We start from the raw sequence: 20,972 nt of genomic DNA, 5'->3' as shown, positions 1-20,972 counted from the left end.
CAACCGGAACATCCGCCCGCCGAAAGTGTTTGCCGGGAAAGCGCGGGAATATCCCGCATGCGCCATTGATGATCCGAGGAGGGTGTACCATGACAGCCAGGGCAAGCGAGACGGCGATTGTGAAAGCGGTTCTGGACCGCTATCCCCGAAGCTATGCGCAGATGCTTGGCATCGATTTGGGGAAGAACACGCCTGCGCCGCTCTTCCAGTGGCTCGTCTGCGCGCTGCTGATGAGCGCGCGGATCAGCGCAGACAAGGCCCAGGAGGCCGCGAAGGCGCTTTTCGACGCCGGCTGGACGACGCCGGACAAGATGGCCGCAACGTCGTGGGAAGAGCGGGTGAAAGTGCTGAACGAAAACGGTTATGCGCGCTATGACGAAAGCACGGCGCGTTACCTGGTCGACACGCTCGACCTGCTGGACAAAAACTACGGCGGCGATCTGCGCAGGCTGAGGGATGATGCCGGTCGCTCGCCCTCGGAAGAACGCAAGCGCCTGAAGGACTTCAAGGGTATCGGCGAGACCGGCGCGGATATTTTCTTCCGCGAGGTCCAGCGCGCCTGGGAAGAACACTATCCCTTCTGCGACGCCCGCGCGGCAAAGGCCGCCGAAAGCCTCGGCCTGCCTGCAGATGGCGAAAGCCTTGCGGAACTCGCGGGCGGCAGGCAAGCCCTGCCCCGCCTTCTGACCGGCCTGGTGCGCACCGACCTCGACAAGGCGAAGGACGACATTCTCATGGCCGCCGCATAACGGACAAGGGCGCCGCGGCGGCGACGCCCTTCGAAACACGCCGTCAATTCTATTCAGAAACAGTCGGCCAGAAGCGCTTTCGTGTTCTCCAGCGTCATCTCGACCGGGTTGCCGCCGGTGCTCGGGTCCTCGAGCGCCATCACGGCGAGTTCCTCGATCCGGTCGGGCGCGATGCCCATTGCCGTGAGGTTTTCCGGTACGCCAAGTTCTTTGCGAAATTCCAGAACGAAATTGTAAAACCCGTCGTAACCACCTGAAATTCCGAGATAATCAGCGGCAAGCCTCAGCCTGTCTGCAATCTTGTCGCGGTTGAAGCGCAGCACCGGCGGCATGACGACGGCGTTCGTCATGCCGTGATGAGTGTTATAGACGGCGCCGAGCGGATGCGAGATCGCGTGGATCGCGCCAAGGCCCTTCTGGAAGGCAACCGCTCCCATGGCGGCTGCGCTCATCATCTCGGCACGCGCCTCCAGGTCTTCCGGGTCGTTATAGACGCGCGGCAGATTGTCCTTCACCAGTCGCATGCCCTCCAGCGCAATGCCGTGCGACATCGGGTGATAATGCGGCGAGCAATAGGCCTCCAGGCAGTGGGCAAAGGCATCAAGCCCCGTGCCGGCGGTGATGATCTTCGGCATGCCCACCGTCAGTTCCGGGTCGCAGATCACTACGCCCGGCAGAAGCTTCGGGTGGAAGATGATCTTCTTCACATGGGTTTCGGAATTGGTCAGCACCCCTGCCCGACCGACTTCCGAGCCCGTTCCGGCGGTGGTCGGCACGGCGACGATCGGCGCGATCGCATAGGCGTCGGCCCGCGTCCACCAGTCGCCGATATCCTCGAAGTCCCAGACCGGCAAAGTCTGGCCCGCCATCATCGCCACCAGCTTGCCGAGATCGAGCCCGGAGCCGCCGCCAAAGGCGATAACGCCGTCATGGCCGCCCTCCTTGAAGGCGGCGATGCCGGCGGCAAGGTTCTTCTCGTTCGGGTTCGGATCGACATCCGAAAACAATGCCGAATCGAGCCCTCCCTCGGAAAGGATTTTCAGCGCATTCCTCGTGATCGGCAGGCTTGCCAGCCCCTTGTCGGTCACCAGCAGCGGATTGGCCATGCCGAGGCTCTTGCAGGCATCGGCAAGCTCGGCGATGCGGCCCGCGCCGAACTTGATCGTGGTCGGATAACTCCAGTTGGCTGTGAAGCTCATTGTGTGACTTTCTTCAGATGGTACGACTTCGGCCGGGTCAGGTTGTGGTAGCCGATAACGGAGAGCGAGCCGCCGCGGCCGGTATTCTTGCAGCCCGTCCAGCAGAGGCCCGGATCGAGATAGTCGGCGCGGTTCATGAACACGGTGCCGGTTTCGATCCGGGCGCCAAGGGCGGCGGCGCGGTCGGGATCGGCCGTCCAGAGCGAGGCGGTCAGGCCGTATTCGCTGTCATTCATCAGGGAAAGCGCCTCCTCGTCGGAGGCGACCTTCATGATGCCGACAACCGGGCCGAAGCTCTCCTCGCGCATGACGCTCATCGAATGGTCGACATTGACGAGCACCTGCGGCGCGAGATAGGCGCCGCCGTCATCTTGCGGAAACAGTTTCGGGTCGACCAGCGGCGTGGCGCCGGCGGCGATCGCTTCCTCGATCTGCCTGCGCACCACGGCGGCAAAGCGCCTGTTCGCCATCGGCCCGAGCGTCGTGGCCTCGTCAAGCGGGTTGCCGAGCTTGTAGGCCGAGGCAAAGGTGGCCGCCTTTTCAACAAAGGCGTCATAGAGGCTTGCCGTCACATAGATACGCTCGATGCCGCAGCAGCACTGGCCGGCATTGAACATCGCCGCATCCATCAGCGTCGCGACCGCCGCATCGAGGTCGGCATCCTCCATCACATAGCCCGGATCCTTGCCGCCAAGCTCCAGCCCGAGCGGCGTAAAGGTGCCGGCCGCCGCGCGTTCGATCTGCCGCCCGCCTTCCACCGAACCGGTGAAGTTGATGAAGTCGAAGCTCTTTGCGGCAATCAGCTCGGAACTCGTCGCATGATCGAGAAAGATGTTCTGGAACAGGTCTTCGGGAATGCCCGCCGAGACGAAGGCCGTGACGATGCGCTCGCCGACCAGAAGCGTCTGGCTCGCATGCTTGATGATCACCGCATTGCCGGCAATGAGCGCCGGTACGATAGTATTGATCGCCGTCAGATAAGGGTAGTTCCACGGCGCGATGACGAAGACGACGCCGTGCGGCTCGCGGGCGATATAGCGGCGGAAATTGCCGCTGTCCTCAAGCGCGATCGGCGCCAGACCTTCGGCCGCGACGCTTGCCATATAGTCAGCGCGCTCGTTGACGCCGCCGAACTCGCCGCCATAGCGCACCGGGCGGCCCATCATCCAGGCAAGCTCCTGCACCACCTCGTCGCTCATGGCATTGAGCGCCTTGACGCCCGCCTGAACCAGCGAGAGCCGCTCTTCCAGCGGGCGCTCCGCCCAGCCCTTCTGGGCAGCGCGCGCCCTTGCAACAGCGGCGCTTGCGGTGGCGGCGGAAACCGCCTCCCGCTCGGCGTAAACCGATCCGTCGACCGGCGAAATACATTGGATCATCGTCATGGCCGTTCCAACTCAACCTTTCTAGCATGCAAGTGTTTTGACATGACCCGCCGCCCCGTATGCAAGGATGGCGCGGTCACGCGTGATAATCGTCAGGTCATGCTCGCGCGCGGTGGCGATCAGGACTCTGTCGAAAGGATCCTTGTGGGCGAGCTGCGGCAGAAAACAGGATGCAAGAAGTATTTCAGCCGTGGCTGCCAATTCGCCGACCTCTGCGGTCCGGAGAAAATCTCCATACCAGCGCTCCGGTGATTTTGTCGTACTGAGCCGCCCGCAGGCAATGAGCATGCCAAGTTCCCAAGCGGTCATTACCGAAACGGATACCGCCTCACCGCTTGCGGCAGAAGCATTAAGAGCATCCCGCGCTTCCTTGGCGACGGACGCGCCCTGGGCCATCCAAACCACAGTGCAAGTATCCAGCAGGAACCGGTCACTCATTGTAGAGTTTACCTTCCCACGCAAATTCCGTCGGCTCGGTCAGATCCACCCCCTCACCTATCGTGATCGTTCCCTTCATGCAGCCGAAAATCGGATGCTCCCCGACGCGAGGCGCACGGTTTTCACCCGTGGCTGCGTCGCGTGTCTTGCGAAAGACAAGCTTTTCACCTGCGATATCCACGGCTTCTGTCTCATAGCCCGCCCGAAGCCATTGGTCTGTCATCACATTGTTTGTGGGGTTGTTGCTCCACCACGCGCGGTGCTTCTTGGAAGAAGGAAGCTTGCGGCCAAGGATTTTTTCGATCTCAGAGAAGCTCATAGGAATAAGCTCGCGTGATTGATGCGAGAGATAGATACCCAACGGATCGTACTTGCTCATGACGACATCTCCTTTCTGATTGAACCAACCAGAAAGTAACCCAAAGAAATATGAATGTAAAGTGTGTGTTTATATGTGTTTATTTATGCCCTCTCAAATCCGCGCGCGATCTCCCAGTCGGTGACGCGGCGGTCATACTCTTCCTGTTCCCACTCGGCAGCGCGGCGGTAATGGTTGATGACGCCGTCGCCGAAGGCTGAACGCAGGAACTCGGAAGCGTCCATGGCCTCTGCCGCCGCCCGCAGGGTCTTCGGGATCTCGCGGATATCGCTGCCCGCGCCATAGGCGTCGCCCACATAGGGCTCTTCCAGCGTCATCTGTTTCTCGATGCCGTCGAGGCCCGCGGCAAGCTGTGCGGCGAAGGCCAGATAGGGATTGAGATCGGCGCCTCCGATGCGGCACTCGATGCGGATGCCCTTGGTCTTTTCGCCGCAAAGGCGGAAACCGGCCGTGCGGTTGTCGCGCGACCAGATCGCCTTGGTCGGCGCGAAGGTGCCGGCCATGAAGCGCTTGTAGGAATTGATGTAGGGTGCCAGAAAATAGGTGATCTCGGCCGAATGGGCGAGCAGGCCCGCCACATAATGCTCCATCAGCTTCGACATGCCGTATGGACCGTCCGGATCAAAGAACAGCGGCGTCGCGTCATCCGCGCTCCAGAGCGACTGATGCACATGCGAGGAGTTGCCGGCGGCATCAAAATTCCACTTGGCCATGAAGGTGACGGCCTTGCCCTTCTGCCAGGCGATCTCCTTGCAGGCGTTCTTGATGATGGCGTGGCGGTCGGCCATGGTCAGCGCGTCGCTGTAGCGCACATTGAGCTCTTCCTGGCCCGCATCGGCCTCGCCCTTGGAATTTTCGATCGGAATGCCCGCGCCCTGCAAGCCGTTACGGATTGCCCGCATCACATCTTCTTCCTTGGTGGTCTGGAAGATGTGATAGTCCTCATTGTAGGCGCTGGAGCGCTTCAGCCCGCGATAGCCGGCCTCCTCCGCGCTTTCGAAGGACTGGTTGAAGAGGAAGAATTCAAGCTCCGTCGCCATCATCGCGCGAAAGCCATGTGCCTCGAGACGGCCGATCTGCTTTTTCAAGAGCGCGCGCGGCGAATGCGCGACTTCGCTGTGGGTCGCGTGATCCTCGACATCGCAAAGCACCAGCGCCGTGCCCTCCAGCCAGGGAATGCGCCTGAGCGTGCCAAGGTCCGGTTTCATCGTATAATCGCCATATCCCGCCGCCCAGCTGGTCGAATCATAACCGGAGACGGTGTTCATCTCCATGTCTGTCGCCTGGACATAGTTGCAGCAATGGGTTTCCCTGAAGCCGCTCTCGACGAAATATTCGGCGTGGAAGCGCTTGCCCATCAGCCGGCCCTGCATGTCGACCTGGCAGGCCAGCACGGTGTCTATCCGCCCCTCGGAAACATCCCGCTTCAAGTCGTCGAATGTGTAGCTTGCGCTCATCAGGCTCTTCCTGTGGTTCATGCAATCGTCCAGAGCTGGAACACTCCGGACGATCGGTGTCAATGGTGTGGCGGCGTGAGTGGCACAGGTGCGCTGTTCGCGCCTCCCGCCCCTTGTTCCGCGTCACCCTCGGGCTTGACCCGAGGGTCCAGGCAGCGTTTCCCGTGTCGCCTGGATGCTCGGGTCAAGCCCGAGCATGACACGTGAGAGGAACGGGGGCTAATATAGAAGCCCCGCCCCGGTCGCAGCCCCTATCAACCCGCGCGGTAGGGCGGGCCGGCGGCCTTCATGTCGGCCTGATACTGCTTCAGGATCTTGACCACTTCCGCCGTACGCTCGGTCTCGGCGGCAATCTCGTCCCAGAAAGCGTCGGCGGCATCTTCCACCGTCTTCCATTCCGCATCCGGAATGGTCGTCAGCTTCAGCTTGTCGCCATGGGCGCGCAGCCGCGCCTCGCCGCCCCAGTACCAGTGCAGGCGATGCAGGTGGGAGCTATCCGTGCACATGCGGAACAGCACTTTCAGATGCTCCGGCACTTCCGCCCATTTGTCGGAATTGACGAAGAAAGAGCCGCACCAGCCGCCGGAGATATTGTTGGTCAGGAAGTAGTTGGTCACATCGGCCCAGCCGACGGTGTAGTCCTCGGTAATGCCCGACCATGCGAGACCGTCGAGTTCGCCCGTCTGCATGGCGACTTGCACGTCTTCCCAGGGCAGCGTCACCGGAACGACGCCGAACTGCGACAGGAACTTGCCGGCCGTCGGGAAGGTGAAGATGCGAAGCCCTTCGAGGTCCGACAGGCTCGTCACCGGATTGACGGTGGCGAAGTTGCACGGGTCCCAGGCGCCGGCGGAAATCCACTGCACGCCGACTTCAGAATAGGCCTTCTCCCAGATCTCGGCGAGACCGTATTCGTAAAACAGCGTCGGCACGTCGAGGCTGAATTTCGAGGCGAAGGGGAAATAACCGCCGAACACCTTGATATCGAGCGGCGAGTTCATCGAGTCGTCGTCCGATTGGACGGCGTCAATCGTGCCGCGCTGCATGGCGCGGAACAGTTCGCCCGTCGGCACCAGCTGATCGGCGGTAAAGAGCTGGATCTCCATCTCGCCGTTGGCGGCGGTGTTGAAGGCGTCGATCGACGGCTTGATGACATGTTCGGCAAGCGCAGGCCCCGCATAGGTCTGCAGGCGCCAGGTGATCTTGCTCTGGGCGCGGGTGATGGCGGGCGCGGCAAGCGCCGTGGCGCCGGCTGCGGTCGCAAGGCCCGCATTCTTCAAAAAACTGCGTCTGTTGGTCATTGCTGCTTCCCTCTGTTTTGCTTCTCAGCTCTTGTGCGACCCGACCGCATGCCGGGCCCTCCATTTCCAAGCGTCCGGACGGACCGGACGCACTCCAGGGCGCTTCAGCCACTCTCCTCAGCGCGCATAGACGAGGTTCGGCAACCACAGGGCAATCTGCGGAAATGCCGTGACGATCGCCAGGCCGGTGATCATGATCATCACGAACGGCCAGACGGAGCGGTAAATATCGGTCAGCGAAATCTCCCGCGGGGCCATGGCCCGCATCAGGAACAGGTTGTAGCCAAACGGCGGCGTCATATAGGCGATCTGGCAGGTGATGGTGTAGAGCACGCCATACCAGACGAGATCGAAGCCGAGATGGCCGACAAGCGGCACGTAGAGCGGCGCGACGATCACCAGCATCGCCGTATCATCGAGGAACGTGCCCATGATGATGTAGGAAATCTGCATCATGATCAGGATTTCCCAGGGGCCGAGATCCCAGCGCTCCAGCAGCAGAGTTTCCAGCGCCCGCACCGCGCCAAGCCCGTCGAACACCGCGCCGAAGCAGAGCGCCGCCAGGATGATCCACATGAACATGCAGGAAATGCCGAGCGTCTGTTCCATGGTGCGGTTCAGGAGCTTCCAGGTGAGCCGCTTCTTGACGAGCGCGGCAACGAGTGCGGACAGCGCGCCGATGGCGGCGCTTTCCGTCAGGCTGGTCACCCCCATCAGGAACAGGCCCATCATCAGGAAGAAGATGAGGAAGGGGATGATGCCGGCGCGCAGGAGCTTCAGCTTCTCGCCAAGCGGCATGTCGCGCTCTTCCTTCGGCAGCGAAGGGCCGAGCGCCGGGTTCAGGCGGCAGCGGATAACGATGTAGATGATGAACATGGCCGCCAGCATCAGCCCCGGCAGCGCGCCCGCGACCCAGAGCTTGCCGACGGGCTGGCGGGCGATCATGCCGTATAGCACGAGAACCACGCTCGGCGGCACCAGAATGCCGAGCGAGGAGCCCGCCTGGATGACGCCGGACACCATGATCTTGTCATAGCCGCGCCGCAGAAGCTCAGGCAGTGCGATCGTCGCGCCGATCGCCATGCCGGCGACCGACAAACCGTTCATGGCCGAAATCACCACCATCAGGGCAATCGTGCCGACGGCAAGCCCGCCCGGCAGACCGCCCATCCAGACATGGAAGGCCTTGTAGAGATCCTCGGCAATACCCGATTCCGACAGCATGTAGCCCATGAAGATAAAGAGCGGCAGCGTCAGCATCGGATACCACTTCATCAGCTTCATGCCGGCGGAAAAGCCGATCTCGTAGCCGCCGGTGCCCCACAAGAGGGCCGAGGCGACAACGCCGACAAAGCCGATGGCGGCAAAGACGCGCTGGCCCGTCAGCATGGTCAGCATCATCGAGAAGAACAGCAGAAGCGCGATCATTTCATAGGAGAGGTTCATGCGATCGGCCTCCCCAGCGCCTTGGCGAGGTCCTTGAAGAAGATCGAGGTGGTCTGCAGGAACATCAGGAAAATGCCGAAGACCATGGTAATCTTGATCGGCGCCATATAGGGCGACCAACTGGAATAGGAGGTCTCGCCATATTTCAGCGCGTAGCTGGTGGACGAGATGCCGCCGATCAGCAGGAAGATCAGATAGGTGAACAGCATGAACACCGTGAGCGCATCGACAATGGCCCTCTGGCGCGGCGTCCAGCGGCCATAAAGCAGATCCATGCGCACATGGCTGTCGAGCTGCAGCGAATAGGCGCCGCCGACGAGGTAATAGGCCGTCATCACGAACTGGGCCATCTCCAGCGTCCACAGCGACGGGTTGAAGAAGGTCTTGGACACCGATGACCAGAGCAGAATGCCCATCATCACGAAGATCAGCCACATGGCGATGCGGCCGACCACGCGGTTGAAACCATCGACATAACGGACATAGGTCTTGATCGCCTCAGGCATCAGGCCACCTCCCGCCTGCCGTCAAGGCATTCGTTCAGGAGGCCGGCAACGAAGCCAGCGACCGCGCCCTGCCCTGCCGCATCGGCGATCAGGTCATTGCGGATCTCGATCATGACGTTCGGCAGCTTGCGCGGCAGCGCGTGGCGACGCAGCGTGTGGGTCACGCCGTCAACCGGCGCATAGGGTTCGTTGCGGCGCACATCATAGCCGCCGACAGCTTTGGCCCGGTCGAGCATGCAATCGGCAAGCCTCTTGTCGGCATCATGCAGGATGCCGATTTCGACGTCGCGCCTTTTTCCCTTGAAGACGGGCGTGAAAGAATGGACCGTGACCAGCACGGTCTGACGCCCGATGCGCTCGTCCAGGACATCATCGATGCGCTCGTGAAACGGAAGATAAAGCGCCTCCGCCCGCTCGGCCTTCGCCACCGGGCCGAGCCCGCGATTGCCGGGAACAGCGTGAATTTCGCTGATCTCCGGAATGGCGTCGGCGGCCTCCGGCGGCCGGTTGCAGTCGTAGACAAGACGGGAGAAGCGCTGGTGAACCAGCGCGGCGTCGAGCGCTTCGCTCAACAGCTTCGAAACCGCAAGCGCGCCCGGGTCCCATGCGATATGGCTTTGCAGAAGTTCGGCGGAGAGGCCCATGTCGCCAAGGCAATCGGGTATGGCACGGCCGGCATGCTCGCAGACCAGCACGACCTCGCTTGGACCCGATGCGCGCTCGACAATCACAGGCGCGCCGTCTCGGGCGCTCAACAGCCCCGGCTTTCCCAACATCTGTTCCCCTGCATTTTCTGCAATTCTCGGTTTTGTAAATAGTTCTTCAGATTTCGTGCGCTGTCAATCGCACTTTGAAAACTTCTATTCATTTTTGCCGTTGACGGATGGGCCGCGCCGTTTCTAAATGCCGGGGAAACAGGAGACGAAGATTGACCGACGGGTCCCGAACAGTCGCCGACATCATCGCCGGGCGCTACGGCGAACTCACGCGCTCGGAAAAACGCCTCGCCGACACGATCAGCGAAAACTACCCGGTCTCCGGCCTCGGCAGCATCACCACGCTTGCCGAAAACGCCGACGTGTCGACGCCGACGGTCGCGCGCATGGTGCAGAAGCTGGGCTTCAAGGGATATGCCGAGTTTCAGGCGCGCCTGCACCAGGAGTTGGAGGCCACGCTCTCCAATCCGATCGCCAAACACGACCGGCTGGCGCGCAATGTGCCGGACACGCATATCCTGAACCGTTTCGGCGAGGCGGCGATGGACAATATGCGGCGCACATTGTCACAGCTTGATCAGGAGACATTCGGCGGAGCGGCGGCCCTGCTCTCGGATCTCGACCGCGCCGTCTATTTCGTCGGCGGGCGCATCACCGGGGCAATCGCCAGCTATTTCTATACCCACATGCAGGTCATCCGGCCGAAGACGACGCTGATGTCGTCCAATTCCGGTTCATGGCCGCAGCACATGCTGAACATGGCGGAAGGCGATGTTCTGGTGATCTTCGACATCCGCCGCTACGAGCAGGACATGGCGACGCTGGCGCGCGTGGCAAGCGAGAACGGCGTCGAGATCCTTCTCTTCACCGACCAGTGGGCCTCGCCGGTGACGAAATTCGCCCGCCACACCTTCCGTGTCCATATCGAGGCGCCGTCCGCCTGGGACTCGTCCGTCGTGACCCTGTTTGTGGTGGAGGCGCTGATCGAGGCGGTGCAGGCGAAAAGCTGGGACAAGACCCGCCAGCGCATCAGCCAGCTGGAGGGTCTTTTCGAACAGAGCCGGCTGTTCAGGCGGCCGGGTTAGGGCAGCGATTTCGGCCAAAGAAGCAAGAGGGAGTGGCTAACGACGGCGCCTCTACCCGAAGAAGAGTCATGCTCGGGCTCGACCCGAGCATCCAGGCGACACGGAAATTGCGTCACCCTCGGGTCAAGCCCGAGGGTGACGCAAAGAGAGGAAAGAAGCGCTCTACGAGCATTCACGCAGCTGCGGAAACTCTCACCCGATCTTGTTCACAAACACCGTCACCACCGGCTTCTTGCCCCAGCACTCGTTGGCGGCAGCGCGGACGGAGCGGCGGATGGCCTCCTTGACCATGCCGAGATCCTTGCGGCGCGAGCGCGGAATGCTTTCGACGGCGCCGAGCACGGCATCGAACAGCACGTCCTCCATCCGCTCGTCCTCGTCATCGAAGCCCGGAAGGCCGATCGGCACCACGTCCGGATCACCGGCGAAATCGAACTTGCTGTTCAAGACCACATTGACCGCGACATGACCGACGAAGGAGAGCTTGCGACGCTCACCGATGCCCATCTCGTCAAAGTCTCCGATCAGCTTGCCGTCCTTGAACACGCGGCCCGCCTCGACCTTGCCGATCACCTCCGCGGGGCCCGGGGCAAGGCGCAGAACATCGCCATTCCTGACGCGCGGAACCTGGGAAATGCCGCTCTGTTCGGCGAGTTCCTTCTGGGCGATCAGATGGGCTGCCTCGCCGTGAACAGGCACGAGAATTTCGGGCCTGATCCATTCATACATCTGTTTCAGCTCGTTGCGGCGCGGATGGCCGGAGACATGCACCAGAGCCTCGTTGTCGGTCAGGATATGAACGCCCTGCTCCACCAGTCCGTTCTTGATATCCTGGATCGCCTTTTCGTTGCCGGGAATGGCGCGCGAGGAAAACACCACGAGATCGCCGGCGGCAAGCGCCACATTGCGCATCTCGTCGCGTGAAAGCTTGGCAAGGGCGGCGCGCGGCTCGCCTTGCGAACCGGTCAGGATCGCGACCACCTTGTCGCGCGGGATATAGCCGAACTCATCCTCGTCGACGAACGGCTTCACGCCCTCCATCATGCCGAGATCACGGGCGACGGCGACCGCGCGCTTCAACGAGGAGCCAAGCAGCAGCACCTGGCGACCCGCCTCGTCGGCGGCCTTGGCGATCGAGCGGATGCGGCCGATATTGGAAGAAAACGTGGTCAGCGCGACGCGGCCTTCCGCGTTTTCGATGACCGCCCTGAGGCTTGCCGAAATCTCCTCTTCGGAGGGCGACACACCGTCGCGCATGGCGTTGGTGGAATCGCACATCAGCGCCAGAACGCCATCGTCGCCGATGGCACGGAACCGGGCTTCGTCGGTCTTGGGGCCGAGCGTCGGCGCATGGTCAATCTTCCAGTCGCCGGTATGGACGATATTCCCGAGCGGCGTGCGGATCGAAAGCGCCATCGGTTCCGGGATCGAGTGGTTGACGGGCACGCCCTCCACCGTGAACGGCCCGACATTGATGGTGTCGCCGGCCTTGAAGATGGTCACCGGAATTTCGCGCATCCAGCTTTCATATTCGCGCTTGGCCTCCAGCAGGCCCGCGGTGAAAGGCGAAGCGTAGATCGGCACGTTCAGTCCCGGCCACAGCGTCGCAATCGCGCCGTAGTGATCCTCATGCGCATGCGTGATGATCATGGCTTTGAGGTTGCCGCGCTGTTCGCGCACGAATTCGATATCGGGCAACACGAGATCGACCCCGGGCAGATCGGGCCCGGGAAAGGTCACGCCGCAATCGACCATGATCCATTCGCGTTTTTCCGCGGGACCGTAGCCGTAAAGGGCCAGGTTCATACCGATTTCGCCGAGCCCGCCGAGGGGCAGGAAAACCAGTTCGTTTTTATTGTCCGCCATTTAAGCGTTATCCGTTCTTATTGTTATCGAAGAAGACATCGCCAGCAGCAAAGGTGCGCGTGCCCTCTTCCGTTTCAAGTTTCAGCATGCCGGCGTCATCGATGCCGGCAAAAAGCCCGGAGACCTGCTCGCGGGCCAGATTGATGGTGATCCGTTCGTTGATGCCGCAAGCGGCAGCGCGCCAGCGGGAAACGGTCCGGCCGAGGCCACGCCCGCCATCCCAGATCGAAAGCTCATCCGCCATGATCTCGAACAGATGGGCAAACAGAACGTCAGAATCGGCGCCGGCGACATAATCGGCCAGTCTTGCCACCGGATATGGGGTCCCTTCCGGCGAAAATCCAACATTGATCCCGATACCGATGACAACCGCGAAACGGCCGTCGGCCAGTTTGCGCGCTTCCAGCAGAATGCCGCAAACCTTCTTCCGGTCGATCAGCACGTCATTCGGCCATTTGATCGCGACCTCGCTGCCATGACCGGCCATCATGCTGCTGATCGCGCCATGGACGGCGACGGCCGCGACCAGCGGAAGCGATGAGACAGCAGCAAGAGGGGCCGGATCAACAAGCAGAAGCGAGGCATAAAGATTGCCTCGCTCAGAAATCCAGTTGCGGCCGCGTCGTGCCCGTCCGCCTGTCTGCTCGTCCGCCGTGATCCAGAGAAGGCCGGGGTCACCGGCCTCGGCCCGCTCCATCGCGGAAAGATTGGTCGAGGCGACTGAACCAAGCGCCTCATGCCGATAGGCCGCGGCGGGGTTTCCCCCCGCCATCTAGAACAGCGCCGCGGCGGCGGACTGCGCGGCCGTGTTCAACGGACCGCCGAACAGCAAATAGCCGATGGCAAAGAGACCGCTCAGCCCGAAGACGAAGCGCAGCTCCACGGCAACCCGGGAGAACTCCACGGTCGGCTCATCGAACCACATGACCTTGACGATGCGCAGATAGTAGAACGCGGCCACAACGGAGGAAAGCACGCCGATGATCGCCAGCGTATAGAGCTCGGCGTTGATCGCGGCCAGGAACACGAAATACTTGCCGAAGAAGCCCGCCAGCGGCGGAACGCCCGCAAGCGAGAACATCAGCGCCGTCAGCACCACGGCCATGACCGGCTTGGTCTGCGAAAGACCGGCGAGATCGTCGATGTTCTCGACATTGCCGCCTTCCTTCAAACGCATCGCCATGATGATGGCGAAGGCGCCGAGCGTCATGAACAGGTAGATCGCCATGTAGATAGCAACGCCGCTGACGCCGACTTCCGTGCCGGCGGCAAGACCGACCAGCGCGTAGCCCATATGGGTGATCGAGGAATAGGCCATCAGCCGCTTGATGTTGCGCTGGCCAATCGCCGCGAACGCGCCGAGAACCATCGAGGCGATGGCGATGAAGACCACGACCTGGCGCCACTGGTCAATGGCCGGACCAAAGGCATCGATCAGCAGGCGGATGATGATCGCCATGGCGGCAACCTTCGGCGCGGAGGCGAAGAAGGCCGTCACCGGCGTCGGCGCGCCCTCATAGACGTCCGGCGTCCACATATGGAAGGGAACGGCCGAAATCTTGAAGGTGATGCCGGCCAGCACGAACACCATGCCGAAGATGAAGCCGAGACCGGTCTCGCCGAGCGAGATCTGGGTGGCAATCGCCTCAAAACCGATATTGCCGGTAAAGCCATAGATCAGCGATATGCCGTAGAGCAGCATGCCGGACGACAACGAGCCGAGAACGAAATATTTCAGGCCCGCTTCCGTGGAGCGCAGGCTGTCCCGGTTGATCGCCGCGATCACGTAGAGCGGCAGCGACATCAGCTCGAGCCCCATGTAGAAGGCCAGCATGTCGTTGGCCGAAACCATCAGCATCATGCCCGTGGTCGACAGCAGCATCAGCACCGGAAACTCGAAACGGTCGAGATATTCCGGCTCCTCGTGGCCGACAGACAGGATCATCGACAGCGCCGCGCCAATCAGCACCAGCACCTGCATGAAGCGGGTGAAGGCGTTGAAGGTGAGCGAGCCGTTGAAGGCCGTGCCCGAGCCCGCCCAGAACAGAGCGACGAAAGCCGCGATCAGAAGAAAGACCGAGAGGCCGACGATCACCTGGCCGCTCTTGCGGCCGGCAAATGCGCCGATCATCAACAGGACCATGGCGCCGATCGAAAGGATCAGCTCCGGCATGATCAGCTTCAGACTTGAAAGTAGGAGTTCCGAGGTCATGTCCAAAAGATCCTGTCTCAGTATACCGGCAGCGCGATGTTCTTGGTGGATTCCAGAACAGCGTCATAATGTTGAACGATCTGGGCTACCGGCCCGTGGATCGCCGCGAAGATCGGTTCCGGATAGACGCCGAAGAAGATCGTCAGGATGATCAGCGGGTAGAGTACGAACTTCTCGCGCGTGGAAAGATCGAGCAGCGCCTTGAGGCTGTCCTTTTCCAGTGCGCCGAAAATCACGCGGCGGTAAAGCCAGAGCGCATAGGCCGCCGAAAGGATGACGCCCGTCGCCGCGAACACGGCCACCCAGGTATTGACCTGGAAGACGCCGACAACCGTCAGAAATTCGCCGATGAAGCCCGACGTGCCCGGAAGCCCGACATTGGCCATGGTGAAGACCATGAAGGCGACCGCGAATTTCGGCATGTTGTTCACAAGCCCGCCGAAGGCCGCGATCTCGCGGGTGTGCATGCGGTCATAGACGATGCCGACGCAGAAGAACAGCGCGCCGGAGACGATGCCGTGCGAGAGCATCAGGAAGATCGAGCCCTCGACGCCCTCGGTGGTGGCCGAGAACATGCCCATGGTCACATAGCCCATGTGCGCGACCGAGGAATAGGCGATCAGCTTCTTCATGTCGGTCTGCATCAGCGCCACGAGCGAGGCGTAGATGATGGCGATGATCGACAGCGCGAAGATGAACGGCGCGAAGTAATAGGATGCGTCGGGGAACATCGGCATCGAATAGCGCAACACGCCGAAGCCGCCGAGTTTCAACAGCACGCCCGCCAGCACGCCCGAGGCCGCCGTCGGCGCCTCCACGTGGGCGTCCGGCAGCCAGGTGTGCACGGGCCACATCGGCATCTTCACCGCAAAGGACGCGAAGAAGCCGAGGAACAGCCAATATTGCAGGTTCACCGGGAAATCATATTCCAGCAGCACCGGAACGCTGGTCGTGCCCGTCACCCAGTACATCGCCATGATCGACAACAGCATGAAGACCGAGCCGGCGAAGGTGTAGAGGAAGAACTTCAGCGAGGCGTAGACGCGCCGCTCATGGCCCCAGATGCCGATGATCAGATACATCGGGATGAGGCCCGCCTCGAAGAAGATGTAGAACATCACGATGTCAAGCGAGACGAAGACGCCGATGATCAGCGTTTCCAGAATGAGGAAGGCGATCATGTAGGCCTTCACCCGGTAGGTGATGGCTTCCCACGAGGCGAGGATGCAGAGCGGCATCAGCACCGTCGTCAGCAGGATGAACAGCATCGAGATGCCGTCAACGCCGAGATGGTAGGCGATGCCGGTCCCCAGCCACGCGTGATATTCGACCATCTGGAAGTTCGGGTCCGCCGGGTCGTAATTGACCCAGATGAAGAGCGACACCACGAAGGTGAACAGCGTGGTCAGAAGCGCGACATTGCGGATGTTGCGCAGACCCGTCTCGTTGTCGTCGCGGGTGAACAGGATCAGCACCACGCCGATGAGCGGCAGGAAGGTGACTGTCGTGAGAATTGGCCAGTCGCTCATTACAGCGCCCCTCCGAGCATCATCCACGTTACAAGGGCGGCGAGGCCGATCAGCATTGCAAACGCATAGTGGTAAACATAACCGGACTGCAGCTTGACCACGCGGTTGGTGACATCGACGACCAGCGCCGCGATGCCGTTCGGTCCGAACCGGTCGATCACGCCCACATCCCCCTTCTGCCACAGGAAGTGCCCGAGCTTCTTGGCGGGACGGACAAACAGGAAGTCGTACAGTTCATCGAAATACCACTTGTTGAGCAGGAATGCGTAGATCCGCGGGAAGGCTTTTGCCGTCGCTTTCGCCGACGAGGGCTTGATCAGATACATGTAGATCGCGGCAGCGGTACCGATCAGCATGGCGAAGAAGGGCGAGAGCTTGACCCAGAGCGCGACGTGGTGGTGCTCTTCAAGCACCTCGTTATGCGGCCCGGTGAACAGCGCGCCCTTCCAGAACTCGGCATAGTGATGGCCGTAGAAGAACTCGGCGAAGACCACGCCGGCAAACAGGGCGCCGACCGACAGGACGACGAGCGGGATCAGCATGACCCAGGGCGATTCATGCACGTGATGCATGACATCGGAGGACGCGCGCGGCTTGCCGAAGAAGGTCATGAAGATCAGGCGCCAGGAGTAGAAGGCCGTCAGCACCGCGGCGATCACCAGCGACCAGAAGGAGAACATCGCCAGCGGGCTTGCCGAAACAAAGGCCGCCTCGATGATCGCATCCTTGGAGAAGTAACCGGCAGCGCCGATGACCGTGCCGGGAATGCCGACGCCGGTGATGGCGAGCGTGCCGAAGATCATGCCCCAGAAGGTGATCGGGATATGCTTCCTGAGGCCGCCCATGCGGCGCATGTCCTGATCGCCGGAAACGGCATGGATGACCGAACCGGCGCACAGGAACAGGAGCGCCTTGAAGAAGGCATGGGTGAAGAGGTGGAAGACCGCCGCGCCGTAGGCCCCTGCCCCGAGTGCTGCAAACATGTAGCCGAGCTGCGAACAGGTCGAATAGGCGATCACGCGCTTGATGTCGTTCTGAACGAGACCGATGGTCGCCGCAAAGAGCGCGGTGATCGAACCGATCAGCGTGACGAAGGTCAGCGCCGACGGCGACAGTTCGAACAGAGGCGACATGCGCGCCACCAGGAAGACGCCCGCCGTCACCATGGTCGCGGCGTGGATAAGGGCCGAAACCGGGGTCGGGCCTTCCATGGCGTCCGGCAGCCAGGTGTGCAGCAGGAACTGCGCCGACTTGCCCATCGCGCCCATGAACAGCAGCAGGCAGATCGCGGTGATCGCATGCATCAGGGTGAGGTCCATGCCGAGGAAGTGCAGCACCGGAACCTGTTCGCCGGCGGCGACCGCGACCGCGTGATCATCGGCGATACGCTCGGCGGCGGCAAAGATCGGATCGAAATTGATCGTGTGCGCGAGGAAGAAAAGGCCGGCAATGCCGAGCAGGAAGCCGAAATCGCCGACCCGGTTGACGATAAAGGCCTTCATGGCCGCGGCGCAGGCCGACGGCTTCTTGTACCAGAAGCCGATCAGCAGATAGGAGGCGAGACCGACGCCTTCCCAGCCGAAGAACATCTGCAACAGGTTGTCGGACGTCACCAGCGACAGCATGGCGAAGGTGAAGAGCGACAGATAGGCGAAGAAGCGTGGCCGATGCGGATCGTCATGCATGTAGCCCACCGAATAGAGGTGGACGAGACAGGAGACCGTGTTGACCACGACCAGCATGACCGCCGTCAGCGTATCGATCCTGAGCGACCAGGCGACGTCGATGTCGCCGGAAGAGATCCACTGCATCACCGGCACCTGGATCACCAGGTCCTCGGCATGGCTGAGGAAGCCGACCGAGATGAAGACGTACCAGGACAGGACCGCCGCCACCGCCATGAAGGCGATAGTCACCCATTCGGTGGCCTTGGCGCCGATCCGGTTTCCGAAGAGGCCCGCGATGAGGAAGCCGAGCAACGGCAGGAAAATGATGAGTTTGTAGATCATCTGGAGGTCAGCCCTTCATCATATTGACGTCTTCGACCGCAATCGAGCCGCGGTTGCGATAGAACACAACGAGGATCGCCAGTCCGATCGCCGCTTCCGCCGCCGCCACCGTGAGGATGAAGAGCGCGAAGACCTGGCCGACCAGATCGTTCAGGAAGGCGGAGAAGGCGACCATGTTGAGATTGACCGAAAGCAGGATCAGCTCGATGGACATGAGAATGATGATGACGTTCTTCCGGTTCAGGAAGATGCCGAAGACGCCGATCGTGAAAAGTATGGCACTGACCGTCAGGTAGTGGGAAAGTCCGATTTCCATTGCTCTGTCCTTGAGTCCGTATCCCTGCTGAATTCTCTTAAATTATAGGCCCTGGCCAGGCTTGACCTTGACGACCTCGTGCGCCGTTTCCGGCGTGCGCGCCACCTGCCTGCCGATGTTCTGGCGCTTGACGTCCGTGCGGTGCTTGAGCGTGAGCACGATCGCGCCGATCATGGCCACCAGCAGGATGAGGCCCGCCACCTGGAAGAAATAGGCATAGTGCGTGTAGATCACATCGCCGATCGCCTGCACGCTGGACCGTTCCGAAAGCGGCGGCATCGGCATGGCGGTGTTGGAGGCGATCTCGGGGGAAATGAAGGTCCCGCCGACAACGATGATCAGCTCGGCCAGAAGCACGACGCCGATCAGCGCGCCCACCGGCGCATAGCGCAGAATGCCGGACCTGAGCGCGGTGAAGTCGATGTCCAGCATCATCACCACGAACAGGAACAGCACCGCGACCGCGCCGACATAGACGACGAGCAGCAACAGGCCGAGATATTCCGCGCCGGCCAGAATGAACAGCGCAGCGGCGTTCACGAACACCACGATCAGGAACAGGACCGAATGGACCGGGTTCCGCGCGGAAATGACCATGAACGCCGAGGCCACGGCGATAAACGCGAAAATATAGAAAAAAAGAGCCTGGAGACCCATCTTGGTGCCTTCTCTTCCTGTACGTCGCGGAAACTCCGGACGCGTCTCATTGAAAAACCGGCCGCGCGGGCAAGCCTTCCGTTCTCAGATCGTTTCACCGGTCGGCGTCACGCCGCCCGGCCACTTGCTCTTCGCCGCTCAGCGATAGGGCGCGTCCATCGCGATATTCTGCCCGATTTCGCGCTCCCACCGGTCGCCGTTGGCGAGCAGGCGTTCCTTGTCGTAATAGAGTTCCTCGCGCGTCTCGGTGGCGAACTCGAAATTCGGCCCCTCGACGATGGCATCGACCGGACATGCCTCCTGGCAGAAGCCGCAATAGATGCACTTCACCATATCGATGTCGTAGCGCACCGTGCGGCGCGTGCCGTCATTGCGGCGCGGACCGGCCTCGATGGTGATCGCCTGCGCGGGACAGATCGCCTCGCACAGCTTGCAGGCGATGCAGCGTTCCTCGCCGTTGGGATAACGGCGCAGCGCATGCTCGCCGCGAAAGCGCGGGCTCACCGGTCCCTTTTCAAAGGGATAATTGACCGTCGACTTCTGGGCGAAGAAGTAGCGCATCGTCAGAAAGAACGCTCCGACGAACTCCTTCAGGAAGACGGCATTGAAAGCCTGAGCAACAGAACCCATTTCAAATTCTCCAATCCGGCGCTTCGAGAAGCGCCATCAATCAGCCCACCCAGCCGGTCAGTTTAACAACGAAGGCGACGACGACGACCATGGCGAGCGACAGCGGAAGGAAGACCTTCCAGCCGAGACGCATCAGCTGATCGTAGCGGTAGCGCGGAACGAATGCCTTCACCATGCCGAACATGAAGAAGCAGAGGCAAACCTTGATCAGGAACCAGATGACGCCGGGCACCCAGTTCAGCACCGCGACATCGATGATCGGCAGCCAGCCGCCGAGGAACAGCGTCGTCGTCAGCGCGCACATCAAGACGATGGCCGCATATTCGCCGAGCATGAACATCATGTACGGGGTCGAGCCGTATTCCACCATGAAGCCCGCAACCAGCTCCGATTCGGCTTCGGGAAGATCGAAAGGCGGACGGTTGGTTTCGGCAAGGGCGGAGATGAAGAAGACGATGAACATCGGGAACAGCGCCAGCCAGTTCCAGTCAAGGAACGAGTTCGGCAGGCCGAGCATGGTGCCAAGACCTGTCTGCTGGGCAAAGACGATGTCCGAAAGGTTCAGCGAGCCGACCGTCAAAAGAACGGTGACGATGACGAGGCCGATCGAGACTTCGTAGGACACCATCTGCGCCGCCGAACGCAGCGAGCCGAGGAAGGCGTATTTCGAGTTCGACGCCCAGCCGCCCATGATCACGCCGTAGACCTCAAGCGAGGAAATGGCGAAGATGTAGAGGATGCCGATATTGATATTGGCGATCACCCATCCGTCCGCAACCGGCATCACCGCCCAGGTGGCGAGCGCCAGCGTCACCGAGATCAGCGGCGCCAGCAGGAACACGACCTTGTCGGCGCTCGCCGGAATGATCGGCTCCTTCAGCACGAACTTGAACAGGTCGGCAAAGGACTGGAACAGGCCGAAGGGACCCACCACATTCGGGCCGCGACGCATCTGCACGGCAGCCCAGATCTTGCGGTCGGCCAGCAGGATGAAGGCGATACCGACAAGCAGAAGGACCAGCAAAAGCAGCGACTGACCGACCATGATCAGCCCGGGCCAGAGATAGGTTGAGACAAAAGAATCCATTGTTCGGT

The 20,972-nt window shown here is 61.4% G+C and carries 20 protein-coding genes; 2 read left to right on the top strand and 18 right to left on the bottom strand.

The genetic code is table 11. From position 1 onward, the window contains the following. The first annotated feature begins 89 nt into the window (after positions 1-89). A complete protein-coding gene (locus tag JET14_RS07605) occupies positions 90-749 on the top strand; it encodes a hypothetical protein (RefSeq protein ID WP_200337487.1) in 660 nt (219 codons plus the stop codon). 53 nt (positions 750-802) lie between these two features. Here JET14_RS07605 and JET14_RS07600 read toward each other — a convergent pair whose 3' ends face one another. From JET14_RS07600 to JET14_RS07560, 9 genes are all read right to left on the bottom strand, one after another. Continuing rightward, positions 803-1,948, bottom strand: a complete 1,146-nt coding sequence (locus JET14_RS07600; protein WP_200337486.1) for an iron-containing alcohol dehydrogenase — start codon at positions 1,946-1,948, stop codon at positions 803-805. Further along, on the bottom strand, positions 1,945-3,330 hold the full coding sequence (locus JET14_RS07595; RefSeq protein WP_200337485.1) for an aldehyde dehydrogenase family protein: 1,386 nt from the start codon (positions 3,328-3,330) through the stop codon (positions 1,945-1,947). The genes JET14_RS07600 and JET14_RS07595 overlap by 4 nt, the downstream gene beginning before the upstream one ends. A gap of 21 nt (positions 3,331-3,351) precedes the next feature. Next, on the bottom strand, positions 3,352-3,768 hold the full coding sequence (locus tag JET14_RS07590; RefSeq protein WP_200337484.1) for a type II toxin-antitoxin system VapC family toxin: 417 nt from the start codon (positions 3,766-3,768) through the stop codon (positions 3,352-3,354). Further along, positions 3,761-4,147: a DUF7662 domain-containing protein gene (locus JET14_RS22705; protein WP_246750552.1), complete on the bottom strand. Its 387-nt coding sequence runs from the start codon at positions 4,145-4,147 to the stop codon at positions 3,761-3,763. Before JET14_RS22705 ends, JET14_RS07590 begins: the two co-directional genes overlap by 8 nt. A gap of 83 nt (positions 4,148-4,230) precedes the next feature. Further along, positions 4,231-5,604, bottom strand: a complete 1,374-nt coding sequence (locus JET14_RS07580; protein WP_200337483.1) for a glutamine synthetase family protein — start codon at positions 5,602-5,604, stop codon at positions 4,231-4,233. A gap of 254 nt (positions 5,605-5,858) precedes the next feature. Beyond that, positions 5,859-6,905 carry a TRAP transporter substrate-binding protein gene (locus JET14_RS07575; protein ID WP_200337482.1) on the bottom strand — a complete coding sequence of 349 codons (1,047 nt, stop codon included), beginning with the start codon at positions 6,903-6,905 and terminating at the stop codon, positions 5,859-5,861. A 117-nt stretch (positions 6,906-7,022) separates the two neighbouring features. Then, positions 7,023-8,351 carry a TRAP transporter large permease gene (locus tag JET14_RS07570; RefSeq protein WP_200337481.1) on the bottom strand — a complete coding sequence of 443 codons (1,329 nt, stop codon included), beginning with the start codon at positions 8,349-8,351 and terminating at the stop codon, positions 7,023-7,025. Next, on the bottom strand, positions 8,348-8,857 hold the full coding sequence (locus tag JET14_RS07565) for a TRAP transporter small permease subunit (RefSeq protein WP_200337480.1): 510 nt from the start codon (positions 8,855-8,857) through the stop codon (positions 8,348-8,350). Before JET14_RS07565 ends, JET14_RS07570 begins: the two co-directional genes overlap by 4 nt. After that, on the bottom strand, positions 8,857-9,633 hold the full coding sequence (locus JET14_RS07560; RefSeq protein ID WP_200337479.1) for an N-formylglutamate amidohydrolase: 777 nt from the start codon (positions 9,631-9,633) through the stop codon (positions 8,857-8,859). Before JET14_RS07560 ends, JET14_RS07565 begins: the two co-directional genes overlap by 1 nt. A gap of 152 nt (positions 9,634-9,785) precedes the next feature. Between JET14_RS07560 and JET14_RS07555 the strand changes: the two genes are divergently transcribed. Beyond that, a complete protein-coding gene (locus JET14_RS07555; RefSeq protein WP_200337478.1) occupies positions 9,786-10,658 on the top strand; it encodes a MurR/RpiR family transcriptional regulator in 873 nt (290 codons plus the stop codon). A 192-nt stretch (positions 10,659-10,850) separates the two neighbouring features. Here the strand turns inward: JET14_RS07555 and JET14_RS07550 are convergent, their stop codons facing one another. The 9 genes from JET14_RS07550 to nuoH all read right to left on the bottom strand — a co-directional run bounded on the left by JET14_RS07550 (position 10,851) and on the right by nuoH (position 20,964). Then, entirely contained in the window at positions 10,851-12,524 is a 1,674-nt protein-coding gene (locus JET14_RS07550; RefSeq protein ID WP_200337477.1) for a ribonuclease J, read from the bottom strand. Positions 12,525-12,531: 7 nt separating this feature from the next. After that, a complete protein-coding gene (locus tag JET14_RS07545; protein ID WP_200337476.1) occupies positions 12,532-13,296 on the bottom strand; it encodes a biotin--[acetyl-CoA-carboxylase] ligase in 765 nt (254 codons plus the stop codon). Next, a complete protein-coding gene (nuoN, locus tag JET14_RS07540) occupies positions 13,297-14,736 on the bottom strand; it encodes an NADH-quinone oxidoreductase subunit NuoN (RefSeq protein ID WP_200337475.1) in 1,440 nt (479 codons plus the stop codon). A gap of 17 nt (positions 14,737-14,753) precedes the next feature. Continuing rightward, entirely contained in the window at positions 14,754-16,265 is a 1,512-nt protein-coding gene (locus JET14_RS07535; RefSeq protein WP_200337474.1) for an NADH-quinone oxidoreductase subunit M, read from the bottom strand. Next, positions 16,265-18,274, bottom strand: a complete 2,010-nt coding sequence (gene nuoL, locus JET14_RS07530) for an NADH-quinone oxidoreductase subunit L (protein ID WP_200337473.1) — start codon at positions 18,272-18,274, stop codon at positions 16,265-16,267. Before nuoL ends, JET14_RS07535 begins: the two co-directional genes overlap by 1 nt. 7 nt (positions 18,275-18,281) lie before the next feature. Continuing rightward, a complete protein-coding gene (gene nuoK / locus JET14_RS07525) occupies positions 18,282-18,590 on the bottom strand; it encodes an NADH-quinone oxidoreductase subunit NuoK (protein WP_024707013.1) in 309 nt (102 codons plus the stop codon). Between the two features lie 42 nt (positions 18,591-18,632). Next, on the bottom strand, positions 18,633-19,247 hold the full coding sequence (locus tag JET14_RS07520; protein ID WP_024707014.1) for an NADH-quinone oxidoreductase subunit J: 615 nt from the start codon (positions 19,245-19,247) through the stop codon (positions 18,633-18,635). Between the two features lie 138 nt (positions 19,248-19,385). After that, positions 19,386-19,877, bottom strand: a complete 492-nt coding sequence (gene nuoI / locus JET14_RS07515) for an NADH-quinone oxidoreductase subunit NuoI (protein ID WP_200337472.1) — start codon at positions 19,875-19,877, stop codon at positions 19,386-19,388. 40 nt (positions 19,878-19,917) lie between these two features. Further along, on the bottom strand, positions 19,918-20,964 hold the full coding sequence (gene nuoH, locus JET14_RS07510; protein WP_200337471.1) for an NADH-quinone oxidoreductase subunit NuoH: 1,047 nt from the start codon (positions 20,962-20,964) through the stop codon (positions 19,918-19,920). Positions 20,965-20,972: the final 8 nt, after the last annotated feature.

The sequence above is a fragment of the Martelella lutilitoris genome (assembly GCF_016598595.1).
GTDB lineage: Bacteria > Pseudomonadota > Alphaproteobacteria > Rhizobiales > Rhizobiaceae > Martelella > Martelella lutilitoris_A.
Note: the sequence above shows the minus strand (reverse complement) of the source record. Positions and strands in the feature narration are given on the sequence as shown.